Origin of the sequence: Zobellia roscoffensis (assembly GCF_015330165.1) — a bacterium.
GTDB lineage: Bacteria > Bacteroidota > Bacteroidia > Flavobacteriales > Flavobacteriaceae > Zobellia > Zobellia roscoffensis.
On sequence record NZ_JADDXT010000002.1, the window covers coordinates 4797054 to 4820766 of the forward strand.

Annotated in this window: 18 protein-coding genes; 11 read left to right on the top strand and 7 right to left on the bottom strand. The window is 37.1% G+C overall.

Annotated features, from left to right (window positions below; all coding sequences use genetic code 11):
- The first annotated feature begins 32 nt into the window (after positions 1-32).
- The 5 genes from IWC72_RS19585 to IWC72_RS19600 all read left to right on the top strand — a co-directional run bounded on the left by IWC72_RS19585 (position 33) and on the right by IWC72_RS19600 (position 4956).
- Entirely contained in the window at positions 33-1880 is a 1848-nt protein-coding gene (locus tag IWC72_RS19585; protein WP_194530952.1) for a PspC domain-containing protein, read from the top strand.
- A 127-nt stretch (positions 1881-2007) separates the two neighbouring features.
- Positions 2008-2739 carry a head GIN domain-containing protein gene (locus IWC72_RS19590; protein WP_194530953.1) on the top strand — a complete coding sequence of 244 codons (732 nt, stop codon included), beginning with the start codon at positions 2008-2010 and terminating at the stop codon, positions 2737-2739.
- Positions 2735-2815 carry a hypothetical protein gene (locus IWC72_RS20490; RefSeq protein WP_394370077.1) on the top strand — a complete coding sequence of 27 codons (81 nt, stop codon included), beginning with the start codon at positions 2735-2737 and terminating at the stop codon, positions 2813-2815. Before IWC72_RS19590 ends, IWC72_RS20490 begins: the two co-directional genes overlap by 5 nt.
- Positions 2816-2902: 87 nt before the next feature.
- Complete coding sequence (locus tag IWC72_RS19595; RefSeq protein WP_194530954.1) at positions 2903-3916, top strand: dipeptide epimerase; 1014 nt, start codon at positions 2903-2905, stop codon at positions 3914-3916.
- The gene (locus IWC72_RS19600; protein WP_194530955.1) at positions 3913-4956 is read left to right on the top strand and encodes an aminotransferase class I/II-fold pyridoxal phosphate-dependent enzyme; all 1044 of its coding nucleotides are present in this window, start codon (positions 3913-3915) and stop codon (positions 4954-4956) included. The genes IWC72_RS19595 and IWC72_RS19600 overlap by 4 nt, the downstream gene beginning before the upstream one ends.
- A 16-nt stretch (positions 4957-4972) precedes the next feature.
- Here IWC72_RS19600 and IWC72_RS19605 read toward each other — a convergent pair whose 3' ends face one another.
- Together IWC72_RS19605 and IWC72_RS19610 are read right to left on the bottom strand one after the other, a co-directional pair.
- On the bottom strand, positions 4973-6472 hold the full coding sequence (locus IWC72_RS19605; protein ID WP_194530956.1) for a SusD/RagB family nutrient-binding outer membrane lipoprotein: 1500 nt from the start codon (positions 6470-6472) through the stop codon (positions 4973-4975).
- A gap of 4 nt (positions 6473-6476) precedes the next feature.
- Positions 6477-9572 (bottom strand): SusC/RagA family TonB-linked outer membrane protein, encoded by a 3096-nt coding sequence (locus tag IWC72_RS19610; protein ID WP_194530957.1) that lies wholly within the window; start codon positions 9570-9572, stop codon positions 6477-6479.
- 267 nt (positions 9573-9839) lie between these two features.
- Between IWC72_RS19610 and IWC72_RS19615 the strand changes: the two genes are divergently transcribed.
- Together IWC72_RS19615 and IWC72_RS19620 are read left to right on the top strand one after the other, a co-directional pair.
- The gene (locus tag IWC72_RS19615) at positions 9840-10286 is read left to right on the top strand and encodes a hypothetical protein (RefSeq protein WP_194530958.1); all 447 of its coding nucleotides are present in this window, start codon (positions 9840-9842) and stop codon (positions 10284-10286) included.
- Between the two features lie 72 nt (positions 10287-10358).
- On the top strand, positions 10359-10808 hold the full coding sequence (locus IWC72_RS19620) for a hypothetical protein (RefSeq protein ID WP_194530959.1): 450 nt from the start codon (positions 10359-10361) through the stop codon (positions 10806-10808).
- Between the two features lie 70 nt (positions 10809-10878).
- Here the strand turns inward: IWC72_RS19620 and trxB are convergent, their stop codons facing one another.
- Entirely contained in the window at positions 10879-11844 is a 966-nt protein-coding gene (trxB, locus tag IWC72_RS19625) for a thioredoxin-disulfide reductase (protein WP_194530960.1), read from the bottom strand.
- Between the two features lie 253 nt (positions 11845-12097).
- On the opposite strand from trxB, the gene IWC72_RS19630 reads away from it, so the two are divergent.
- The gene (locus IWC72_RS19630; RefSeq protein WP_194530961.1) at positions 12098-12796 is read left to right on the top strand and encodes a LytR/AlgR family response regulator transcription factor; all 699 of its coding nucleotides are present in this window, start codon (positions 12098-12100) and stop codon (positions 12794-12796) included.
- Positions 12797-12809: 13 nt separating this feature from the next.
- Here IWC72_RS19630 and IWC72_RS19635 read toward each other — a convergent pair whose 3' ends face one another.
- On the bottom strand, positions 12810-13655 hold the full coding sequence (locus tag IWC72_RS19635; RefSeq protein WP_194530962.1) for a universal stress protein: 846 nt from the start codon (positions 13653-13655) through the stop codon (positions 12810-12812).
- Between the two features lie 260 nt (positions 13656-13915).
- On the opposite strand from IWC72_RS19635, the gene IWC72_RS19640 reads away from it, so the two are divergent.
- A complete protein-coding gene (locus IWC72_RS19640; RefSeq protein WP_194530963.1) occupies positions 13916-14620 on the top strand; it encodes a LytR/AlgR family response regulator transcription factor in 705 nt (234 codons plus the stop codon).
- A gap of 48 nt (positions 14621-14668) precedes the next feature.
- Here IWC72_RS19640 and galK read toward each other — a convergent pair whose 3' ends face one another.
- The 3 genes from galK to IWC72_RS19655 form a co-directional block, all read right to left on the bottom strand.
- The gene (gene galK, locus IWC72_RS19645; protein WP_194530964.1) at positions 14669-15796 is read right to left on the bottom strand and encodes a galactokinase; all 1128 of its coding nucleotides are present in this window, start codon (positions 15794-15796) and stop codon (positions 14669-14671) included.
- A gap of 12 nt (positions 15797-15808) precedes the next feature.
- Positions 15809-16951, bottom strand: a complete 1143-nt coding sequence (locus IWC72_RS19650) for a formylglycine-generating enzyme family protein (protein ID WP_194530965.1) — start codon at positions 16949-16951, stop codon at positions 15809-15811.
- 142 nt (positions 16952-17093) lie between these two features.
- On the bottom strand, positions 17094-18434 hold the full coding sequence (locus IWC72_RS19655) for a Gfo/Idh/MocA family protein (protein ID WP_194530966.1): 1341 nt from the start codon (positions 18432-18434) through the stop codon (positions 17094-17096).
- Positions 18435-18929: 495 nt separating this feature from the next.
- On the opposite strand from IWC72_RS19655, the gene IWC72_RS19660 reads away from it, so the two are divergent.
- Both IWC72_RS19660 and IWC72_RS19665 read left to right on the top strand, forming a co-directional pair.
- A complete protein-coding gene (locus IWC72_RS19660; protein WP_226979643.1) occupies positions 18930-20174 on the top strand; it encodes an MFS transporter in 1245 nt (414 codons plus the stop codon).
- 509 nt (positions 20175-20683) lie between these two features.
- Complete coding sequence (locus tag IWC72_RS19665; protein ID WP_194530967.1) at positions 20684-23710, top strand: SusC/RagA family TonB-linked outer membrane protein; 3027 nt, start codon at positions 20684-20686, stop codon at positions 23708-23710.
- Positions 23711-23713: the final 3 nt, after the last annotated feature.

A 23713-nucleotide genomic window follows, 5' to 3' on the forward strand; every position in this document is an offset into this window, starting at 1 on the left:
TATTAAGTGATTACAGAACAAAAACAACTAAAATGAACAAAACTATAAATATTAATCTAGCGAATATGCTCTTCCATATGGATGAAGATGCATATAACAAAATGCAGCGCTACCTAGAGTCCGTAAAGCGCTCTTTTGCCAACACACCCGGTAGCGATGAGATACTGGCAGATATTGAGGCGCGTATTGCAGAACTGTTCCATGAAAAACTGGACAATGAACGCCAGGTCATTACCCAAAAACAGGTAGACGAAGTCATTGCTATTATGGGTCAGCCAGAAGATTATATGGTGGATGAGGATATTTTTGAAGATGAGCCAAATACTCAAAAGAACTATTCCGAACCTAGAAAATCCAAAAAGCTATACCGGGATACGGAACACAAATATGTTGCCGGGGTGTCTTCTGGTTTAGCGCACTACTTTAATATAGACCCTCTTTGGGTACGTTTGGTCTGGATTCTTTTGACCATTGGTTCTTCGGGTGGATTCATTTTAATCTACGGCCTACTTTGGTTATTGATACCTGAAGCCGTTACTACGTCGCAAAAATTGGATATGCGGGGGGAGGACATCAACATCAGCAATATAGAACGCAAGGTCAAGGAAGGCTTTGATGATGTTGCCCAAAAAATTAAGAGCGTCAATTATGAAGGTGTAGGTAACAAGGTTAAAAGTGGCGGTAAGTCATTTTTTGACACCTTGGGAGATATTATCATGTTTTTCTTCAAAATCTTTGGAAAATTTATTGGTATTCTCTTGATTATTATAGGTGCTGCTACCATTATTGGTCTCTTTATAGGGATGATTACCGTAGGAATTGCAGATATGGTTCATGTACCTGGTATTAATATGTACCATATTGTAGATGCCAGTGATATGTCTATTTGGTTGATTTCCCTACTTGGATTTTTTGCCATTGGGATTCCGTTTTTCTTCCTTCTTTATTTAGGACTGAAAATCTTGGTCAACAACCTTAAATCTATTGGAAGTATTGCTAAATTCTCATTATTAGGCCTTTGGCTGATTTCTATAATACTATTGATTGTCTTTGGGATAAAACAAGCTTCTGCTCGGGCATTTTCTGAATCTACTGTAACTACTGAGAATATTCATTTCCCAACCACGGTAGATACCTTAGAAATCAACTTGGAATCCTATAACCGAAAGTTCCGTAACAAGCGTAAAGTTGAAATGGGCAACGGAGTTACGATTAGCAGAAACGAATCTGGTGAAGAGGTACTGGTGTTAGACGAGGTAAGTTTCTATCTAGAAAAATCAAAAGATACAATCACTAGAATAGAGATTATAAAAGAATCCGATGGTTCATCCTTTGAGGAAGCAGAAAAATTTGCCGAAGCTATTAACTATAGTTACAAGGTTGAAAACAACACCTTGCATCTGCAAGACTTTTTGACAACTGCTAGAAAGAATAAAATGATGAACCAAGAGGTTCGGATAAACCTCTACATTCCCGAGGGTACCGTCTTAAACTATGTAAATGATAGTGATTATAGATGCTGGCGCTTCCATATTCAAAACGATAGAAATCTAGATGCTTGCGATATAAGCGATTATACCTGGAAAATGGGTTCTGACGGAGAATTAAAATGTCTAGAGTGTCCTGATTTAGTTGACGAGAACGATGATGATTTTGAAAATGACAATAACGGAAGAAACAAAATCAAAATTAACGAAGACGGAATTGATATTGATATTCAAGATGACGGTGAATCCTTTAAAATGAAAATAGGTGAAGATGGGATTCAAATAAACGCAGACGAACGCAGCGCTGATAGTAAAAACCGAATAAATATTGATGAAAATGGTATAGATATCGATGTTGACGACAACCGTTCAAAACGAGAAGATACCATATAATTCAAATCATTTTCAATACGTATTGCCCGTGTAATCAATTCAGTACCAAAATATGACGTTTGGGTCTGAAAATCTGGCGAGAAAACAACTAATAGCGCAATTTTACATCAATCAAAAAACAACAATCATGACAACATTAATTCGCATTGCAATAGCATTTTTAGTAGCATTATTTTTATCCTCCTGTGGTTTTGACATTAATATTGGTGACTTTGGTAACGGTGAGAAAGGCAACGGAACTGTAGTTACGGACAATAGAGAAGTTACAGACCAATTTACAGAAGTATCCGCTTCTGAAGGCCTATCCGTTTATGTAACCCAATCAAATGAATTTAATATAAAAGTTGAGGCAGATGAGAATATCATAGACCTTATCGCCACAGATATTAAAAACGGAAAGTTGCGTATTCATGCCACCAAAAATATAGGTGACGCCACCAAGAAAATTTATGTTTCCCTTCCTGTTATTTCAGATTTAAGAGCTTCAAGCGGTTCACATTTAAATGTTGAAAATACTATTGAAAGTGATTATCTTGAGTTAGACGGTAGTAGCGGAGGCCAAATTAACGTTGATGTTGTTGCAGATGTCATTGACATAGATGTAAGCAGTGGTGCCGGTATAAATATATCCGGACAAGCCATCCGTGGAAATATAGACGCCAGTAGCGGTGGAAATATTAATGCAAAAACGCTTTCTCTTAAAACTTGTACAGCAGATGCCAGCAGTGGCGGGAACGTAAAAGTTCTTGTTTCGGAAAATCTTGAGGCAGGTGCCAGTAGTGGTGGTAATGTTGCCTATTCCGGTAACGCTACGGTAAAAACTAAAAAATCCGTTTCGGGTAACGTTCACAAATATTAAAATCAAAAAAACGAACAATCCTAAATACAAGTTGTCGAATTTTCGGCAGCTTGTTTTTGGTTTAAATAGATATTAGTGTTAATCTTTTCTCCTTTCGAAAAAAATGAGGAGAGATGAGCTCAAACCCTTATTCTCTTTTTATATTAGTAGAAAGAATTGGAACATGCAGTTAGATTTAAAAAAATATGTTTTAGCCCTAAAACATACCTTTAGTATTAGTCGTGAATCCCACGATTTTCAAGATACGCTTATTGTTAGTCTTTCTTTGGATGGACAAACAGGATATGGAGAAACCACATCAAACCCTTATTATAAAATTACAGTTGAATCTTTAACCGCTGAAATTGAAAAAATAAGGAGTGAAATTGAAGCGTTTCACATAGACCATCCTGAAAAATTCCATGCTTTTTTAACGACCAAAAACTTATCTAATTTTGCCATTTGTGCATTGGATCTTGCCGCTTGGGACCTTTATGGAAAACTCAACAAAAAACCGCTTTACGATATTTGGCGTACCGGCAACACTTCTTATCCTATAACCAATTACACTATAGGCATTGCTCCCATTGAAAAAATGGTAGAGAAAATGAAAGAAATGCCATGGCCCATCTATAAAATAAAATTGGGCACTGAAAATGATGTTGCTATAGTAAGAGAACTCCGTGAGCATACAGATTCTATTTTTAGAATAGACGCCAATTGTGCATGGTCTGCCGAAGAAACTATTGCCAACGCTCCTTTACTAAAAGAATTGGGTGTTGAGTTTTTAGAGCAACCGCTTAAAGCCGATAATTGGGAGGGAATGGAAAAAGTGATGCATCATAGTGTACTTCCCGTAATTGCAGATGAGAGTTGTATTGTAGAAAGTGATGTTCAAAAGTGTGCATTGCACTATAGTGGTATTAATATTAAACTAACAAAATGTGGAGGCATTACTCCTGCCCTACGCATGATTGCCGAAGCCAAAGAAATGGGAATTAAAGTAATGATAGGTTGTATGACAGAATCTACCGTTGGTATTTCTGCCATAGCGCAATTGGTACCTCAATTGGATTATGTTGATATGGATGGCCCCCTATTACTAAAAAATGATATTGCAGATGGTGTGAAAATACTAGCGGACGGAAAACTCATTTTTCCAAAACTGAATGGAACCGGAGTAAGCCTAAGGTCATGAACCATTATATAGATACATTTCCTGGAAGAAAAATTATCATTAATGAAGTACCTCACCTTTATTTTGGAGGCACTTCATATCTTGCACTGCAGATGGACAATGATTTTCAAAAACTGTTCATTAACAATATTAAAAAATACGGCACCAATTACGGGGCTTCCAGAAAATCTAACATCCGGCTATCGGTATTTGAAAAAGCTGAGAATTATTTGGCTAATTTAATTGGTAGCGAAGGATGTATTACCCTATCATCTGGGTATTTGGCCGGTCAGTTTTTAGCTCAGGCACTCAATTCCAAGGAACATTATTTTTTCTATGCACCCAACACACACTCCGCGCTGTACCAAATTAAGAGAAAACCGTTCACGACCTTTGCCGCATTGAACATAGCCGTTCGCGAACATCTAACCTCCAACAAAACTACCCCAATAGTATTTTTAGACAGCATAGATTTTTCTGGATGCAACTACCCCAGTTTTGAAGCTTTACAAGTACTACCTTTAGAAGAGATTGTTTTAGTAGTAGATGACTCCCATGGTTTGGGTGTAGTTGGCGAAAACGGAGGCGGTGTGCATTCCATTTTATCAAAATTAAATATAAAAGAACTCATAGTTTGCGGATCATTGGGTAAGGGTTTCGGAATTCAAGCAGGGGCCATTTTTGGAACAAGTGAGCGCATCAAATCATTAACCGAAACTTCTTTCTATGGAGGCGCAAGTCCTGCAACGCCAGCTGCTATGGCCACTCTTTTACAAGCCAATTTTATTTACGATGTGAAAAGAAAACGACTGCAACGAAATATGCATCATTTTTCTAGTCATCTCAAAAAGCGAAAAAAATTCCACTTTATGGAAGGCCATCCCGCCTACTCCTTTTCGGACATACAACTAACCGAATACCTTGAAGCCAACCGAATTATTGTTACCAGCTTTCCTTATCCAGATGAAAGTGCGCCGCTTATGAGCAGAATTGTATTGAGTGCTGCCCATAAAAAAAAGGATATTGAGCACGTATTACATTGCATCAATATCCTTCCTTAGGAATTTTGGTCAATTTTTAATCCCTATCCCACCAAACAGGGTCTCCTATATCTTTGGTTACCGCCTCAACCTGTTCACCGTTTCTGGTTTGTTCCGATGCCGGGTACTGAGCTCTTCTTACCCATTCTTCATTTAATATTTCGTTATGTCCCACGGGCAATTCCAAGCCTATAAACACATTGGGGTCAAAGTCATATCTTCTTAGGTCAACAAATGATTCTGGATTTAAAAAAGTAGCAATAAACTTTTCACGCATAATTAAAGCCATTGTTAAGTTATCGGCACCAACAGCAACGGATGCATCGGTTAAGTAGGTTGCTTTATCGGCTGGCAAAACACTAAGCTTGTCCATATTCGCTTCAATTCCTTCCAAATAAGCATTATAAGCTTCGATGGAACCACCAACAGAAGTTGCGTCACCACCATCCTGAAGGAACAAGGCTTCCGCTTCCATAAATTTTAATTCAGAATAGCTTCCTAATAGTACCGGAGCTGTTTGAGAAGAATAAAAATTATTCGCTCCAAGGTCTGTGTTAGCACTCACCCCGTCATCTTCTTCCGATTCTGCTATTTCATGACTTCCCGCAGAACCGTTAATAGCTCCTCTATATTCCGTATCATCACCTATTGTTGTGATAAGAGGTAAACGTGGATCAAGTGCTACAGCAGCAAAAGGTATAGAGGTACCATCCATAAGGCTTACCAATTGATCAGATAATAAAACTGAAAAGTTTCCGGTATTGTTAGGCAAAACAACCCCTGAGTTCCACGGGTTGAAGTTCCTTTCATTGTACATTAGCTGAAAATCATCTTCATTGCTTGAAAAGCTAGAAGATACATTAGCCAATACACCCTCAATTGCTTCGGTTTGGTTTACCTCAGATAAATGAAGCGCATACTTAGCCTTTAAGAAATAAGCCGTTTTAGTCCATTTTGAGAGGTCTCCGTTGTAAATCAAATCGTCTTCACCTATGGTACTGGTATCCGAGGTTTCCAACAAAGTAATTGCCTCATCCAACAAACTATTTATTTGAGTGTAAATGCTTTCTTGCGAATCATATGAAGGCTTAAAATCGTCTTCACCTTGTAAGGCCGAAGAAAAAGGTACATCTCCCCACTGATCCGTGGCAAGCCCTAAATTAAATGCCTGTAACACCTTTGCCACACCCAAGTAATGAGTAGCACCACTTTCTTCGGCAATTGTAACTACTTGGCTCAAATCTGCCAATGCCTGCAAATAAATATTGCTCCACCCCCCACTGATCTGAACTTCTTCTTGCGTATCTGCCCCAGGCTCAAAATAAGAGGCCAATTGCTGCGAATATTGACATATACTTAAGGCTATACTATAATGTGCAGAGGATGAATTGTAAATAGCCGTAGTCAATAAATCTGCTTCCGTGACATTTTCAGGAAGCTCTTTGTTCGGATCTACGTTATCGCCCAAATAATCATCACAACCAATTAAAAAAGCGGTCGTTACCGTAATCGATAATATATATTTTAAAACTTTCATTTTTCTAGAAATTAAGGTTAAGACCAAATATGAACGACTTTGTATTAGGTATGTTAAGCCCGGTAAAACCATAAGCATTTGTACCGGCACTAAACTGACTACCCTCTGGATCATACCCCCTGAAAGGCGTATCTAACCATAGATTAGTACCTGTAAAACTGAAACCCATTGTTGTAAAAGGAGTATTTTTTATCAGTTTATTAGGAAGGTCATAAGACAAAGTAACATTCCGCAAACGCCACCAGGAAGCGTCTTGAACCAATATTTCCGAAGCACGATTGTACACGGAAGAACTTCTATAGTAATTTTCATCTATTAACACCGGAATGTTATTTGGGGAACCATCAGCCAGAACTCCGTCCAATACAATTTCGGCATCACGGAATTCTGTAATAGCCAAAACTCCGTTACGGATACCATTTCGTTGTCCTGAGTCATAAAGTTCACCACCTTCTTTTCTTTCCAACAAAAATGATAATGCCAACCCTTTATACTTAACAGTACTACTAACACTTCCTAACCAATCTGGAAGTGCGTTCCCCACTTTAACCCGATCGGAAGGGTTATTGGCCACGATGATAGGAAAACCGTCATCACCAATTAACCGACTACCATTTTCATGTGTTGCATAAACGTATCCAAAAAGGTCTCCGGGAGCTCCACCAACTTCCAGTTTGGAAACTACCCCGGGAAAACCACTATCGGCAAAAATAATTTCATCTATTCCGTTAGGTAATGAAATAACTTCCGCTTCAACCTTCGACCAGTTCAAAGTAACATCCCATTGAAAGTTATCGTTCCTTACAGGAACAATGTTTACCAATGCTTCCAATCCTTTATTTTCAATTTCGCCTGCATTCAAAACAAACGTATTAAAACCAGAGGATTGAGCAACCGGTACGGGCAAAATTTGGTCCTTACTATTTTGTTTGTAGTAGGTAAAATCTATTCCGAAACGATTATTGAAAAACTTGAGCTCCCCACCAACTTCAATTGAAGCTGTACGTTCTGGTCTTAATGTACTTGACCCTCCTGAGCTATCCCGGGAAAGACCATCTACAGTTCCAAACGGAAAATTAGAAGGTTGATCATAATAAACTCCTACATAGGCAGGGGCATCCTTACCCACTTCTGCATAAGAGGCCCTAAATTTGGCATAGGTTAAAAAGTCCGGTAAGCTTCCTGCGTCCTGAAGGGTTTGAGATAGAACGTAGCTTAAATTGAACGACGGATAAAAGAAACTTCTATTCTCTTTTGGCAGTGTGGATGACCAGTCATTTCTTCCTGTTACGTTTAAAAATAACGTATTCTTGTACTCTAACCTTGCATCTCCGAACAAACCAACAATTTTACGTTCGGCTCCGCCAATATCCTCAAAGAAGTTATTTGCTTGACCAAAAGCCGTTAGATTGTTCGGATCAAGACCTTCGGCACGCAAAGTAAGCCTTCTAGTTTTTGTATCCGATATTTGGTTTCCTACCAGGATAGACGCAGAAAAATCTTCGTTAAAATCTTTTGATAGGGTAACGAACAAATTAGATGTCAACTCATTATAATTTAAAGCTTCATCAACAATAAAACCTTGGGTTGCAGAACCAGGGTCAATATCTGGTGGAACAAAACGGAGTCTTGAATCATGATAATTATCCACTCCCAACTGGTATTGCACGGATGCCCAATCATTAAATTTATAATTGAATTTTGTATTGGCCAAAATTCTATTGACCCTACTGTCCAAATAGCTTACTTCTGCAAAATAACGAGGGTTATCTACAACACCTGCCGTGTAATTTTTTTCATTTCCATTAGGTAAGACATAATCATTTATATCTATAGTTGGAGACCAATAAGAAAGAGAACTCATAATGGATTTATCTCCACCATTTGGTAATCTTCCATCTGATACAATGTATGAAATAGAGGGTTCTACCGTAAATTTATCGGTAACGTTAAAAGTACCTGAAAGTTTAAGTGACGTTCTGTCAAAATAGGTGTTAGGTACCAAGCCTTCATCATCAGACCGGGATATGGAACCAAAATAGGTGTAGCTCTCACCACCTCCACTTATATTTAAAGAGTTATTCGTAGTAAAAGCCCTATTGAAAAAATTCTTGAAGTTATCATAGTTTTGGTCGTTCGGGCCATATTCAGGTCCTAATGTCCAAAACCCAAAAGTGCGGTCATCAGCAAAATCATAACCATCCGGAGCATTGTTATTTGATGTAGATACGATTTCACCGCCTCTACCTTCTCTCCATTTTGTTTGAACATCAGGTGTTTTATTTACCTCTTGCCACCCAATACTTGTTCTAAGGTTGAACTTGGTTTCGCCATTCTTTCCTTTCTTAGTAGTAATGACAACAACCCCGTTTGCAGCCCTTACACCGTACAAAGCGGTAGCAGCGGGACCCTTTAATATGGAAACGCTTTCTACATCATTAGGGTTGATGTCCGCCCCTCTGTTAGTGAAGGAAAACTGCTCCGAAGACGAGGGTGCATTGGACCCTGTACTCGGTAAAAGGTTACCCGTTGTAGCTTCATTACTTATAGGTATACCATCTACAACAAATAATGGCTGGTTATTTGCCGAAGGATTTAAAGAGGTGATTCCCCTAATGATAATACTAGAACCTGCGCCGGCAGCACCACTACTAGAATTGATGTTAACCCCGGCAACTTTACCTTGTATTCCACTTAAAACATCTCCGTTGTTATCTCGGTTAAGCTCATCAGAGCCAATTTCTTGAATGGCATAACCAACAGAGCGCTTCTCCTTTTTAATACCTAGAGCTGTAACCACAACCTCATTAAGTTGTTGGGCATCTTCTTCTAAAACCACATTAATGGTTTGGTCCCCACCTATAGTGACGGTCTTACTTTTCATACCTATATAAGTAAAGTTGAGTACATCACCTTCGGAAGCTGATATGATATAATTGCCATCAAAATCCGTTGTAGCACCTTTATTGGTTCTTTCTACTACGATAGAAACACCTGGTAAGGGTACCTCTTTTGTATCAGTGACATTTCCTGAAATCGTTTGACCGAACGATGTATACGAACAAAGTAGGGCAAACATTACGAGTGTAATATTCTTCATATTTATTTGGAGTTAGTTTATCTACTAAAATTAGCAAATAATTAACTAAAACACAGCGCTCGCGAAGAGAAATCACACATCCGTAAAATACATTCTTCTTTTTGTCAATCTCTCTATTTTATCCTTTTTTGATTTTGAAATACCCAATTATGAAGATTTTACCTACACTAAGAATATCGTAATTTATTGTTACAAAAAATACTATTTTAACAAATTTTGTTGTAACTTATTGATGCAAAACCGCTTATCCACTTAAACTACACTATTATGAAAAAACTATTAGGATTGGCATTATTGATGCTTCTGCTCATCTCCGCAACAGGAACAAAATCTGTTGAATCTGAACTTCACCCTTCAATAGAAGGAACCTGGGAACTTGTTAGCCGCTACAACTATGACGGTGAAAATGTTACTGACACACTTACTCCTGTAAAAGGATATAGCCAAATCAAAATGTTCTATAACGGTAAAGTTATGTGGACACGATACACACCCAATAAGACTGTAGAGTGGTTTGGATATGGTTCTTACGAAGCTACGGATAATACCTTAGTAGAAAAGCTAGAATACATGTCTGCTTCCATGAGAAAAATTGCCAATGAAGATATGCAATGGAACATGGAACTACAATTGGACAACAATACTTTTACCCAAATTTCACTAGATGAAGATGGGGGACGTATTGCCTCTGAGAACTATCATCGTATTGATTAAAAAAGCTCCTAACGGTTTATTTTAGACCGATGTTACAGAATCTTATATGATAACCTTAAAAAACACTTGGCAATGAAAAAAATAATTACCGTAATCTGTGTTTCTTTCTTACTTGTCTCCGCTGCAAAATATGAAGCTCCGGAAGCTACCTACCATCCTACTATTGAGGGTACATGGGAATTAGTTAGCCATTATAACTATAACGATGGTATTCACCCATCAGACACATTATTGGTTGCAGATGGGTATCGTCAAATTAAAATGTATTACAATGGTAAAGTTATGTGGACTCGTTATGTACCCAACGATTCTGTGGAATGGTTTGGATATGGTTCTTATGAAACTACAGATCGTACTCTTACTGAAAAACTAGAATATATGTCCGCCTCCATGAGGAAAATTGCCAATTCTGATATGAAATGGGAAATGGAACTTCAATTGGAAAAGAATAGATATAGTCAGATTTTTAGAGACGAGGAAGGAAATAGAATCAACTCTGAAAATTACAGGCGTTTGGATTGAAAATTTAATTAAGAGGACTAAAAAAAGCTGCATTATATGCAGCTTTTTTTAGTCCTCTTATATGGCTTACTTAAACCGTTTCCTGTGGTGTTTCTACAGTAGCCAAATAGCGTTCTGCATCTAACGCAGCCATACAACCCGTACCTGCAGCTGTAACCGCTTGGCGGTATTCTCTATCTTGAGCGTCTCCACTTGCAAAAACACCAGGCTTGTTAGTTTTAGTAGACTTTCCTTTGGTAATGATATACCCTGTATCGTCCATATCTAACTGTCCTTTGAATATATCTGTACTTGGTTTATGACCAATAGCTATAAAAAGACCTGTTATGGCAATATCTTCCTTAGCCCCAGTTTGGTTATTGACCATACGCAGACCTTCAACAACTTGTTCGCCTAGAACTTCATCTACCTCCGTATTATATCTAATCTCTATATTACTTAGACTTTCAACGCGATGTTGCATTGCTTTGGATGCACGCATATGATCCTTACGGACTAACATAGTTACTTTATTACAGATATTAGCTAAATAAGACGCCTCTTCTGCAGCAGTATCTCCTGCACCAACAATAGCCACATCTTGACCTTTGTAAAAGAATCCATCACAAACCGCACATGCAGAAACACCACCACCACGCAAACGTTGTTCACTAGGGATGTTCAAATATTTTGCTGATGCACCTGTAGAAATAATTATAGTTTCCGCTTCTATAGTTTTATTATCGTCTATAGTTACTTTATGAATGCCACCAACTTTATCACTCAATTCAACGGCCGTTGCCATACCAATACGAACTTCAGTTCCAAAACGTTCTGCCTGTTGTTGTAACTGCACCATCATACTAGGGCCATCTATTCCTTCTGGATAGCCAGGGAAATTATCAACCTCTGTTGTAGTGGTCAATTGTCCTCCAGGTTCCATTCCTGTATATACAACCGGTTTTAAATCTGCACGAGCCGCATAAATTGCCGCTGTATAACCTGCAGGTCCCGATCCTATAATCATCGTTTTAAGCCTTTCTATTTTATCAGACATAATCAAATACTCTTTTTAAATAGTTAAAAAACAAAAATAGCCTTTTTGTAAAAAGACCCTTCTAAAAGTTATTAAAACTTTTAGCATTTGGTCGTATTTGTCCCCAGTACTTACAACAGTCCAAACCTACTATAAACAGGCATTTACAAGAGGTTTTCCATGTGAATCAAAATAACTATCAACAAAAAGTTATTCAAAAACCAAACCCTTGGTACAAGCTTCTCGTAAATACTTATTGAAAAATACCTAGACTATGGATGATTTAGTATTGACAAGTACAATTATAGAAGACTCTCCATTTCACTCTAATCAGCTAGCACAGTTAATAGACCAGAACCCGAATTTAAGTCTTAAAAATGTATATAGAAACGGAATAGATGCTAAAAATCACAAAGCAAATGAGGAGGTAGATCTTCTTTTTTTAACTGTAGAACTCCCTTTAATTACAGGTTTTGACTTAATTGAGACTTTTAAAGAAAGTCCCAAAATTATTCTAGTGAGCAATACACCAGACCATGCTTTTAGAGCTTTTGATTATGATATAACAGATTACTTATTAAAACCCATTTTACCCGCAAGGTTTCAAAAATCAGTAGATAAAGTACTGCGTAACGCGAAATTAAATACAAACAATAAAGATGAAGAGCATTTTTTTGTTAAAAGTAACTCTAGGAAAGTAAAAGTAAATTATAAGGATATAAAATGGATAGAGGCCTTAGGAGACTATGTAAAATTAGTTACTGAAAAGTCTAACCACATTGTACTATCTTCAATGAAAGCTTTTGAAGAAAGGTTACCCAATTCACAATTTGTACGTATTCACAAATCATATATTATCAACCTAAAAAGAATAGAGAAGTTCAATAATACTATGGTGGAAGTTGAAGGTAAGAAAATAACTTTAAGCAGAAGCAGGAGAGATTCTTTTATGAGCGCTATTGGGACCTCTTAAATTTTGCCTTACCTCAATCGTTTACGGGTATTACTAAAAAAGGGATTTCAACACAGAAGCTTACTTTTTTAATAACTGGCTCCCTCATTATACTTCCAAAAAAATCTCGCTCATGTTTAATCATTGTCAAAAAATCTACATCTAACTCCTTTATAAAAACCTGTATGCTCTTTGTTTTATTGGTAAAGTTTGGCATCCAATGATAGTTTGGCTTAAACACTTTTAAGTAAACATCTAATGTATTTTTATTAGACGCCTGGATAGAATCTAATTGCTTTTCTTCATTTATATGCATAATATGCATTGATGATTTAAAACGAGAAAGAACTTGTTTTACGGGTGCCAAAATATCTGCAGAGAAATTTCTTTTATAATTTGTTACCAAAGCCAATTTTTCAGGTTTTTTATAAAAACAACCCTCAGGAACCACCAATACGGGACACCTTGATACTTTTAAAACATTCCTTGTCCTGGTTCCTAAAAATATAGATTTTGCTCCAGTTGCTCCTTGAGTGCCCATTACAATCACGTCTATCTCTTCTTTTGATGTAACTTTTAACACCTCAACTAATAAAGATTCTAATGCTATATGCGTTACAAATTTATGCTTCTCGTTTTGGTTCAAATGCTCTATTTCACTGCAGAACTCATTTATTTGAGCTTCGGTTTCTGATTGCCAGTTATCGCCAAGCCCAACGTACGCCGGTGATCCCAATATATAATCTACCCTATAAGCCATAGGAGTATATGTATGTAAAATATAGAAAACACATTCATCATCTTTATAATAATGCAGTGCATAATCTATGGCATTTCTAGAATTTTCAGAAAAATCGGTGGGCAAAAGGACTTTTAGCATGACTTTTGATTTGTTTTATAAAATTATAATCTTCTAAAGAGAGAAAACATGACATCTATCAGTTTTACACTTAAAAATTACCAAATTTTAAAATCATTCCTTATTTTAAGAATGCCTTTGAGCCAGTAAATTTTTAAACTATATATTTGTAATCACTAACCTATTTTTTTCTGGCCCCACAACTGTAAAAAGAAGGTGATTAATTAATGAATATTTAACCTCATTAAGAAGTTATATACTTTTTAAAAAATCCTCTTATTATGAACTCTGTAAAATTAACGTGTGTAGTTATAGACGACTCTAAAACGCAACGCACGGCAGTTGCCAAACTTATAAAAAATCATATCAATCTCCGTTTTATTGCCGACTACAAGAACGCTGTGGATGCACAAAAACATATGGGAGAAAATAATGTTGACCTCGTTTTTCTAGATATAGAAATGCCCCTAATAAATGGGTTTCAATTTATAGACTCTTTAAAAAACCGTCCGCAAATTATTCTTATATCTGCTAAAGAACAGTATGCCATGCAGGCTTTTGATTATGATGTAACGGATTATCTTCTAAAACCTATTGGCCAAAATCGTTTTAACACCGCCATTAAAAAAGCACTTCAAAATAATATTGAAGTTGAAGAAAATGAGGACGACTATATTTTTGTAAACAGCAAACTCAAAAAAGTAAAATTACCTCTTGGTGACATAAAATGGGTTGAAGGCCTTGGTGATTATATTAAAGTCATCACGGAAGAAAAAAATATTTTAATCTTGTCTACCATGAAATCTTTTGCGGAAAAACTTCCGGAAGACAGGTTCCTAAGGGTTCATAAATCATATATTATTAACCTTGATAAGGTTGAGAAATTTAATGGATCTCAAGTTGAAGTATGTGGACATTCAATTCCGCTAAGTAGACATAAAAAACTAGCATTAGAAGACGCATTATTGAACTCCCAAGCTCACTAGTCTTCTCCTAAAAAACAAAAAGGCCAATCTTAAGATTGGCCTTTTAGCTTATATTTTTGTTGTGCCTCCACTTGGCCGCACCTCAAAAGCTTCCAGAGTAATATCGAACTTATCTTTGTACGCCTTTGTAGCTGCGCTTACAAAATCTCCTACCGCACTTTCGTGTACGATGTTCAATGTACATCCACCAAAGCCTCCTCCGGTCTGTCGCGCTCCTAGAACTTGATTATTATTTTTTGAGAAATCTACCAAGAAATCAGATTCAGGGCAACTTACTTCATACTCTTTACTAATCCCATCATGGGCCTTATAAAGGATTTGACCCACCTCCTTAAGGTTATTCTGCTTTAATGCCTCAACCATTTCCAACACCCTATCATTTTCCTTTACAATAAAAGAACATCTATTGTAAACTATGGGATTCATATCATCCTTAAATGCAAGAAGCATTTCTTCATCAACATCTCGCAAAGATTTTACATTGGAATTTTTCTTTTGAATAACAGCAACACCTTGCTCACATTCTTGCTTACGCGTATTATACTCACTTGAAGCTAGATTATGGGAAACTTTAGTATTAAGAAGTATTATTTTATACGGATTTAAATCTATTGGAATATGCTTGTATTCTAAAGAACGGCAGTCCAAAAGAATAACATTTCCAGCCTCACTCATAACGGAAGCAAATTGATCCATAATACCACATTGCGTACCCACGTAGGTGTGCTCTGCAGTTTGTGAGAGTTGTACCATTTCTATCTTGGACAGGCCCAAATCAAACATCTCATTAAGACCAAAAGCCAATCCACACTCTAATGCCGCGGAAGAACTTAGTCCTGACCCTGTAGGTAAGTTACTTTCTACAATACAATCAAAACCTCTTACCTTATCCGTTCGTTTTGAGATTTCATTTAATACACCAAGAATATAATTCTCCCACTCTACCTTACTTACGGCTATTGTATTCAAATCTATTTCAAAACCCGTATCGTATGTTTTACTATATACATGGCATTGATTATCTGAACCGTTCTTTTTAAAACTAAAAGTGATGTTCTTTTCTATAGCCGTTGGCAATACATACCCCATATTATAATCGGTATGCTCACCTATAAGGTTAATTCTACCTGGGGATGATATGACCAATTCTGGCTTAAAATTTTCTAAAAACTGCATAAGAGAAATTATTTATTTTGAATTACGAACCATTTCTGGCGTGGCAACGGTCCTAAAACCTAAATGTTCTAACGATGAATCTAAACTAGTAGCCATGCGAGATGAAACTCTATAACTAGCACAGTAACTGGCGTTACATAAAAACGACCCGCCTTTCATAACTTTTTCTCTCGCGTATGGATCTCTTTCATTATAGGCTTGATCTGCCCCTACCGGATTTTTTGCTACAGGATAAGTCGCATTCAATTCTTTATAATAATTGGTATTGTACCAATCATTTGTCCACTCCCAAACATTACCAGCCATGTCATACAAACCAAAATCATTGGCAGGATATGATTTTACCGGTGCGCGGAGTCCAAAACCATCAGTCTCCACATTAGTTACCGGAAATTCTCCTTCCCACGTATTGGCCTTATCAGATAATTTGGTGTCCTCATCACCCCAATAATAAGTAGTTGTTAAATGGTTACCACGAGCAGCACGTTCCCATTCCGCTTCTGTAGGTAAACGCCTGTTAGCCCATTCGCAATATGCTAAAGCATCTTCATATGCAATGTGAACCACAGGATAATTTCCTTTTCCTTTTATAGAACTACTAGGTCCATTAGGGTGTTGCCAATCGGCACCTATAGTCCAGCTCCACCATTGTGAAAAATCATAAAGATTGGGAACCGCACTTTTTGCTTGCTTAAAAGTTAATGAGCCCGGTTGCATGATACTATCATGAGGTTTTGGAGTACCTTCAGGAAGTTGTTTCTTCATCTCTTCCCAATCTATTTGACGCTCTGCTACAGTTTCATAGCCTGTTTCTTTTACAAATTTCTTAAAGTCATCATTAGTAACCTCAGTGATATCCATAAAAAACCCATCAACAGCAACCTTATGTGCCGGTTTCTCATGCTCCATTGCTCCTTTATCCTGAGGTACGGCTCCCTGAGAAAATACAGCCCCAGGTACCCAAACCATTCCCTTAGGAGCGGTAACACCTTCTGGCTTTTCTTTTATAACCGTAGTGTCTACTTCTACGGTCTTTGAGGCACCTATCTTTTCAGCAGTTTTAACTACTTCTGCCTTCTGCGCTTTCTCTTCCTTACATGCTATTGACAGACAAAGAAGTGCGGCAGAAGCAAAAATTTTAATCGTATTATGCATAATTATATTTCAAAAATGGAAAACAAAGTTAATTCTATTTTCCGGTTTACCATATATTAGAAACCCTAGGTTTCTTTTAAAACGGAAACAAAAAAATGTCCCCTAAAACACGGGGACACTTTTATTTTCTGATATCCATAAATTAAATTACGACTGTTTCACCTGGCTTTGGTATGTTATACGTACCATCAGCATTTGGTTGAACAGGAGCAGGAGAATCCCAAGTTAATTCATCTGGTGCCAAGTCTATATTAGATTGCATCGCTTCATCCCACTTAATAACTTTACCTGAATATGTAGCCATTCTACCTATAATAGCACTCATGGTACTTTTTGCTCCATTTTCGGCATCGGCAATTACACCTCCGTTCCGTATAGATTCAAAAAGCTTTACGTGCTCTACTTGGTATGGGTTAGGATCATCTTTACCTCTATGTTCAAATATTGAATTACCATTCCAATCTGTTAAAGTGGCATTATCACCTTTAGTGTACACCGTACCTTTTGTTCCTTGGAAGAATTCTGAAACCTTACTCATAGTTTCTGGCTGATGACGGCACTGACTAGCAATTACAGCTCCACTAGGATAAGTGTATTCAACAAAATGATGGTCATATATCTCACCGTGATCTTTTCCCTTACGAACTTGCCTACCTCCCATACCTTGTGCAGAAATAGGGTACTCACCAACAAACCAGTTTGCTACATCTATATTATGAATGTGTTGCTCTAAAATATGATCGCCACACAACCAGTTAAAATAATACCAGTTACGCATTTGATATTCAAGCTCGCTTTGTCCAGCTTGACGCTCACGGACCCATACTCCACCACTATTCCAGTATACTTGTCCTGAAACTATTTTCCCAATAGAATTTTTTTTAATCTGGTCCATGGCCGCCAGATAACTGTCTTGATAATGTCTTTGAAGACCTACTACTACATTCAATTTATTTTCTTTGGCTTTCTTTGCTGCTGCCAAAACCTTACGAACACCAGGTACATCTGTTGCTACCGGCTTCTCCATAAACACATGTTTCCCATTGTTTACTGCATACTCAAAATGTTGCGGACGAAAACCTGGTGGCGTTGCCAGAATAACCACATCAGCCAAATCCATTGCTTTGGTTGCAGCATCAAAACCAACAAATTGATTTTTCTCTTTTACATTGATTTTTTTGGTTTCACCCATGGCTTTAGAAATATTGGCCAAGCTACCTTTCAGACGATCTTCAAAAGCATCTGCCATTGCTACAAGCTCTATGTTCTCATCTGCAGTTAATGCCTGTACCGCTGCACCAGTACCACGACCACCACAACCTACAAGCGCCAATTTTAATTTCTTATCTCCTAACACATTTGCCATACCGCTCATATGTAGGTTTGGCAATAACATAGCTCCACCGGTAAATAATGCGGTGTTCTTTACAAAATCTCTTCTTGATTTTTTGATCATACTGGTTTTGGTCTTGTCTTCTTTCATTTTCTCAATATTTCTGAAATTAATTGTAGGTTATAACCTTTCTACAAAGCAGGTGTGAATATAAAAATAATAAGGCAACTTATTAAGTAAAAAATTGCGTTTTTCTCACTTTAACAAAGCTATTTTTATCAAAGAAATACAATATTGTTAGTTTTTATACTTCCCAACCTACCACTGTATATTTATATCCTAGATTTATTAATTAGCAGGGCCTTCCGAAGAATCCCACTCCTTTTAACACCTAACCATCTGACATTTGGCACCTTGAAGGTAGTATAGTTAATTTAAATAAGTGTACATTTAACACATGATTAGGTTAAAAAATAAATTTTCCGTTCCTTTTCTGGTTTTTTATTATGATGTACCGGGCTGTTAAATTCTGATTTTTTTTATCAATTACATATTTTTGATTTATCTTTCGTTTCGATTTTCGCAATAAATATTTATCAAAAGTTACTTTTACGAATTTCAGCTTAAACAACAAACCAATTTTTTATGGAAACAAAAACAACTGAAATGGCCTCAAACGCCAACAGACTTTTTTACGCAAGTTGCTTTGCGTTAATTACTACCGCATTCTCTTTTAGTATTAGAGCAGGTATTTTGCCTCAATTAGGAGAGGAGTTAAGCTTAAGTGGTGAACAACTAGGCTTTATAAACTCTATGTGGTTTTTAGGATTTCCTTTGTCTATGGTGGTAGGCGGGTTGGTTTATCATAAAGTAGGTGGAAAGGCAATTATGCAATTTGCATTCTTTGCCCATGCCATTGGTATTATATTAACCATCTATTCAGGAAGCTACGTAGGTCTTCTTATCTCTACTCTTCTTATTGGATTGGGTAACGGCTGTACTGAAGCGGCTTGTAACCCTATGATTGCAGATGCTTACCAAGGAAACAAAATGAGTACCATGATGAACCGTTTTCATATGTGGTTCCCAGGTGGTATTGCTATAGGAAGTCTTATTTCTGGTTTTATGACCGATATGTCATTTAGCTGGGAAAGTCAAATCTGGTTGATTCTTATACCAACGTTAGTATACGCTTATTTGTTCTTTGGACAATCTTGGCCAAAAGCCAAAGTGGAAGAAGCTGCTACTATTGGAGGAAACTTTAAAGCGATGCTTTCTCCTCTTTTTATATTTATGCTTGTTTGTATGGCATTGACCGCCATTTCAGAATTCGGACCAAACCAATGGGTGGGCCTTATCTTATCTAAAAGCGGAGCTAATCCTATGATTATCCTAGCCTTAACTGCAGGTTTAATGGCCGTAGCCAGATTCTTTGGTGGTAGTATGGTGGCAAAATTCAACCAAACCGGGGTTCTTTTAGGTTCTGCAGTTCTTGCCACATTAGGTATATATTTGTTCAGTACGCAAACAGGAACAATGGCTTACGTTGCTGCAATTTTCTTTGCTTTGGGTGTTGCCTATTTCTGGCCAAATATGATTGGTTTTGTTGCCGATAAAATTCCAAAAAGTGGTGCATTAGGTCTTTCGATTGTTGGTGCGGTGGGTATGTTCTCTAGCTCTATATTTCAACCAATTATTGGTGGATGGATTGATTCTGATAAAGCTAAAGCTGCTGCCGAAGGTTTTACAGGAGATGAACTAGATTTAGTATCTGGGCAAGCTACCTTACTTACAATGACCATCTTTCCCGGTATTTTAATCGTCCTTTTTACAGTACTTTATTTCTGGATGAAAAAGAAAAAAGAAAACCCGGAAGCTGAAGTTGCTTAAACTTAAGCATTACATTTTGATATTAAAAAGCCCGGTATATATCGGGCTTTTTTATGCCCCTAATTCATTAACTATCCCTCCTTAAAGATCTGCTATCTTTTACCTCCTGCTTGTTCTAATGTTTAGTTATGAAATACCAAGTGTTCTAAGTTTAAACTAAAACGTATTTATTACAGCATAAATCCCAACACTCTACTCTTGTAATCTTAGAATAACCAAAAGGTAATCAACAAATGTATTACTCAAAGCAAATAATTGGAGTAACATATGGTTTTCTACCTCATATTGACCCTTACAACGCATATGTTATATTGATAAATTTCATAGTTTAAAAATATCAAATTCATTGTTTTAACCTCAAAATATTGAGACTTACATGGTATTGCAACATAATTTTCACTATATGCATCAAATCTTCTATTGCTCATGCAGCCCTTCATATACATTTGCTAGAGTCGGGTCTTCACTAGGCCAGTAATCTAATAATTAACCAACTAAACTCAAAGATTATGATTAAACTTAAACATGCGGTCATTGCATGTCTTGTAATGATTGGGCAGTTTGCCTATTCACAGACTTCCACAATAAGTGGTGTAGTTTCTGATGATAGCGGCACTCCCTTGCCAGGTGCTACAATAATAGTAGCAGGTACAACTAATGGTACAACTACAGATTTTGATGGTAATTACGCTCTTTCTAACGTGAATTCTACCGATAAGTTAGTGATCTCTTATATAGGGATGACCACTCAGACTATCGTAGTAGGGAGTCAAACTTCTATAAATGTTAGTCTACAAGAAGACGCAGAAGCTTTAGATGAGGTGGTTGTAGTTGGTTATGGTACGCAGTCGCGTGCAGAAGTAACTGGTGCCATAGCAACAGTAGGTTCTGAAGAATTAGCTGCATTACCTGTGGCTAGTGCAGATCAAGCCTTACAAGGTAGAGCTGCCGGTGTAACGGTTTTGAACACTGGTTCTCCTGGTAGTGCACCAGTAGTCCGTATTCGTGGCCTAGGTACTATGAACAACAATGACCCATTATATGTTATTGATGGTATCATTGCTGGTGGTTTAGGAGATTTAAATCCTAATGATATCGAATCCATAAACATACTAAAAGATGCTTCTACAACTGCCATTTATGGTTCTTTAGGATCTAATGGTGTTGTAATGGTTACTACAAAAAAAGGAAATAGATCAGGTAAGACAATTATTAATCTTGATGCCTATACAGGTGTTAATTATTCAAACCAACGGTATGATTTATTAGATACGCAGCAATATTTACAGTATGCTCAAGATGCATTTGGTGTTACACCAACTTCTCCTCTTTCACAATCCAACAGTAATACTACAGATTTTCAAGATGCTCTCTTTAGAACAGGTATTATGCAAAAAGTGGATTTTGCTCTATCGGGTGGTGGCGAAAACAATAATTTTAGATTTTCTGCTGGATATATGGACCAAGAAGGTGCTATAATAGAAACTGGGTTTGAAAGATTTTCATTTAGAGCTAACAGCAACTTTACTGTAGGTAAATTCAATTTTGGTGAAACTATGGCAGTTTCATTCCAAACGCAAAATCCAGAAAGAAACCTGGGCACGCGTTCTTTATTAGAGCATGCTATTAAAGCCGCTCCGTATTTACCAATATATAATCCTAATAACTTACAAGGATTTCAAGGGCCAAACAGTGCCTTAGATGGTCAAGATGCCGAAAATCCAATTAGAGTTCAAACCCTTGGCGAACAAATCAATAAATCTTCATCAATTATTGGAAGTGTTTTTGGTGAATTTGAAATCATTGATGGGCTGAAGTTTAAAAGCCAGGTTGGTCTAGATTATAGAAATTCTAATACCGATATTTTTGTACCCTCGTATAACGACGATAGTGAAGGAGCTACGCACAGTTCAACCTTTGCTACAATTACAAAAAATTCTAGCATAAGGAAGTCTATAACAATTACTAACAGTCTAAATTATTCATTCACCTTAAGTGATAAGCATAATTTTGATTTATTGGTTCTTGCAGAAAAACAAGAAACTAAAAACGACCTTTTAAATAGTAATAGTGAAAACCCCATTACAGACGATTTAAATCAAGTATCAAATGAAAAATCGTTTTTACAGTCTCAGACTTTTGAATACAATCGTATTGGCTATTTGGGCAGACTAAATTATAACTTTGATCAAAAGTATATTTTTGCTGCTTCTATTCGTAGAGATGCTTCTTCACGCTTTGGAGAAAACAATCGATGGGGTACTTTTCCTTCTGTTGCATTAGGATGGAATATTGCGAAAGAAAGCTTTCTAACAGATACCGCATTTAACACGCTAAAACTAAGAGGTAGCTGGGGTATTACAGGAAATGATAGAATTGGTGATTACCAATACAGTTCTACGTTGCTTTCCGAGTTCTTCTATCCATTTGGAGACGTTCTCGCTACAGGTACTACACCTGGAGGCCTTGCCAACGCAGATTTAAAATGGGAAGAAACCACCATGAAAAATATTGGATTGGACTTTGGGCTTTTTGATGGGAAATTGACGGGTGCCGTTGAATATTTCAATAATACAAGTGATGACCTATTAATGAGTCGCCCATTGGCCGGCTCACTAGGTATTAACTCAGGTTCTGTAACAGAAAATGTAGGTTCTGTTGAAACCAGCGGTGTTGAATTTAGTCTTGGTTATAATGATTATGATGGAGATTTCACATGGTCGGCCAACCTTAACCTTGGTACCTCAAGCAATGAAGTGAAGTCTTTAGGGTCAAACGAATCACTTTCTGGGGGTACGTTTGAATCACAGAATATTTCTAGAATTGAAGTAGGCGAGCCTTTGTTCTTTTTCTTCGGATATGAAACAGATGGTATATACCAAACACGAGCCGAAGTAGATGCTAATCTAACTCAAACAGCTGTTGACGGGGTATTTCCTGTAAACCCTGGAGATATAAGATTTGTGGACCAAAATGGAGATGGCCAAATTAACGCAGATGATCGAGTAAAAATCGGAAATCCGTATCCAGACTTCACATACGGTTTAAATTTAAACGCAAACTACAAGCAGTTAGATCTTAATCTATTTATATCTGGTGTATCTGGCGTTGATGTTTACAATACTAATATTTATGACTTAGAAGGCATGCCTAGATTATTTAACGCAGGAACGAATGTGTTGAATAGATGGACAGGTCCAGGAACTTCCAACAGCGTACCTGCAGCAGGAGGAAATGATCAGAATTTTAACTCTATTTCAGATCGTTTTGTAGAAGATGGTTCATATGCTAGACTTAAGAATATAACATTGGGATATACATTGGATAATCCAGCTTTAGAGGAATATTTCTCCAAATGTAGAATATATATCAGTGGTCAGAACTTGATTACTATTAGTGACTACTCTGGTTTAGATCCAGAAATAGGGAACCCTTTGACAAACAATGGTGGAAACAGCCAATACGAATTAGGAATCGATAGAGGAAACTATCCACAGCCTAAATCAGTATTACTTGGAGTACAACTATCATTTTAAAAA

Excerpts from the sequence above, each read along its gene's own strand:
- IWC72_RS19590 (WP_194530953.1), top strand. The coding sequence starts at position 2,008 with ATGACAACATTAATTCGCATTGCAATAGCATTTTTAGTAGCATTATTT.
- IWC72_RS19650 (WP_194530965.1), bottom strand. The coding sequence starts at position 16,951 with ATGCATAATACGATTAAAATTTTTGCTTCTGCCGCACTTCTTTGTCTG.
- IWC72_RS19660 (WP_226979643.1), top strand. The coding sequence starts at position 18,930 with ATGGAAACAAAAACAACTGAAATGGCCTCAAACGCCAACAGACTTTTT.
- IWC72_RS19605 (WP_194530956.1), bottom strand. The coding sequence starts at position 6,472 with ATGAAAGTTTTAAAATATATATTATCGATTACGGTAACGACCGCTTTT.
- IWC72_RS19630 (WP_194530961.1), top strand. The coding sequence starts at position 12,098 with ATGGATGATTTAGTATTGACAAGTACAATTATAGAAGACTCTCCATTT.
- IWC72_RS19610 (WP_194530957.1), bottom strand. The coding sequence starts at position 9,572 with ATGAAGAATATTACACTCGTAATGTTTGCCCTACTTTGTTCGTATACA.
- IWC72_RS19615 (WP_194530958.1), top strand. The coding sequence starts at position 9,840 with ATGAAAAAACTATTAGGATTGGCATTATTGATGCTTCTGCTCATCTCC.
- IWC72_RS19600 (WP_194530955.1), top strand. The coding sequence starts at position 3,913 with ATGAACCATTATATAGATACATTTCCTGGAAGAAAAATTATCATTAAT.
- IWC72_RS19665 (WP_194530967.1), top strand. The coding sequence starts at position 20,684 with ATGATTAAACTTAAACATGCGGTCATTGCATGTCTTGTAATGATTGGG.
- IWC72_RS19620 (WP_194530959.1), top strand. The coding sequence starts at position 10,359 with ATGAAAAAAATAATTACCGTAATCTGTGTTTCTTTCTTACTTGTCTCC.
- trxB (WP_194530960.1), bottom strand. The coding sequence starts at position 11,844 with ATGTCTGATAAAATAGAAAGGCTTAAAACGATGATTATAGGATCGGGA.
- IWC72_RS19635 (WP_194530962.1), bottom strand. The coding sequence starts at position 13,655 with ATGCTAAAAGTCCTTTTGCCCACCGATTTTTCTGAAAATTCTAGAAAT.
- IWC72_RS19585 (WP_194530952.1), top strand. The coding sequence starts at position 33 with ATGAACAAAACTATAAATATTAATCTAGCGAATATGCTCTTCCATATG.
- galK (WP_194530964.1), bottom strand. The coding sequence starts at position 15,796 with ATGCAGTTTTTAGAAAATTTTAAGCCAGAATTGGTCATATCATCCCCA.
- IWC72_RS19595 (WP_194530954.1), top strand. The coding sequence starts at position 2,903 with ATGCAGTTAGATTTAAAAAAATATGTTTTAGCCCTAAAACATACCTTT.
- IWC72_RS19655 (WP_194530966.1), bottom strand. The coding sequence starts at position 18,434 with ATGAAAGAAGACAAGACCAAAACCAGTATGATCAAAAAATCAAGAAGA.
- IWC72_RS19640 (WP_194530963.1), top strand. The coding sequence starts at position 13,916 with ATGAACTCTGTAAAATTAACGTGTGTAGTTATAGACGACTCTAAAACG.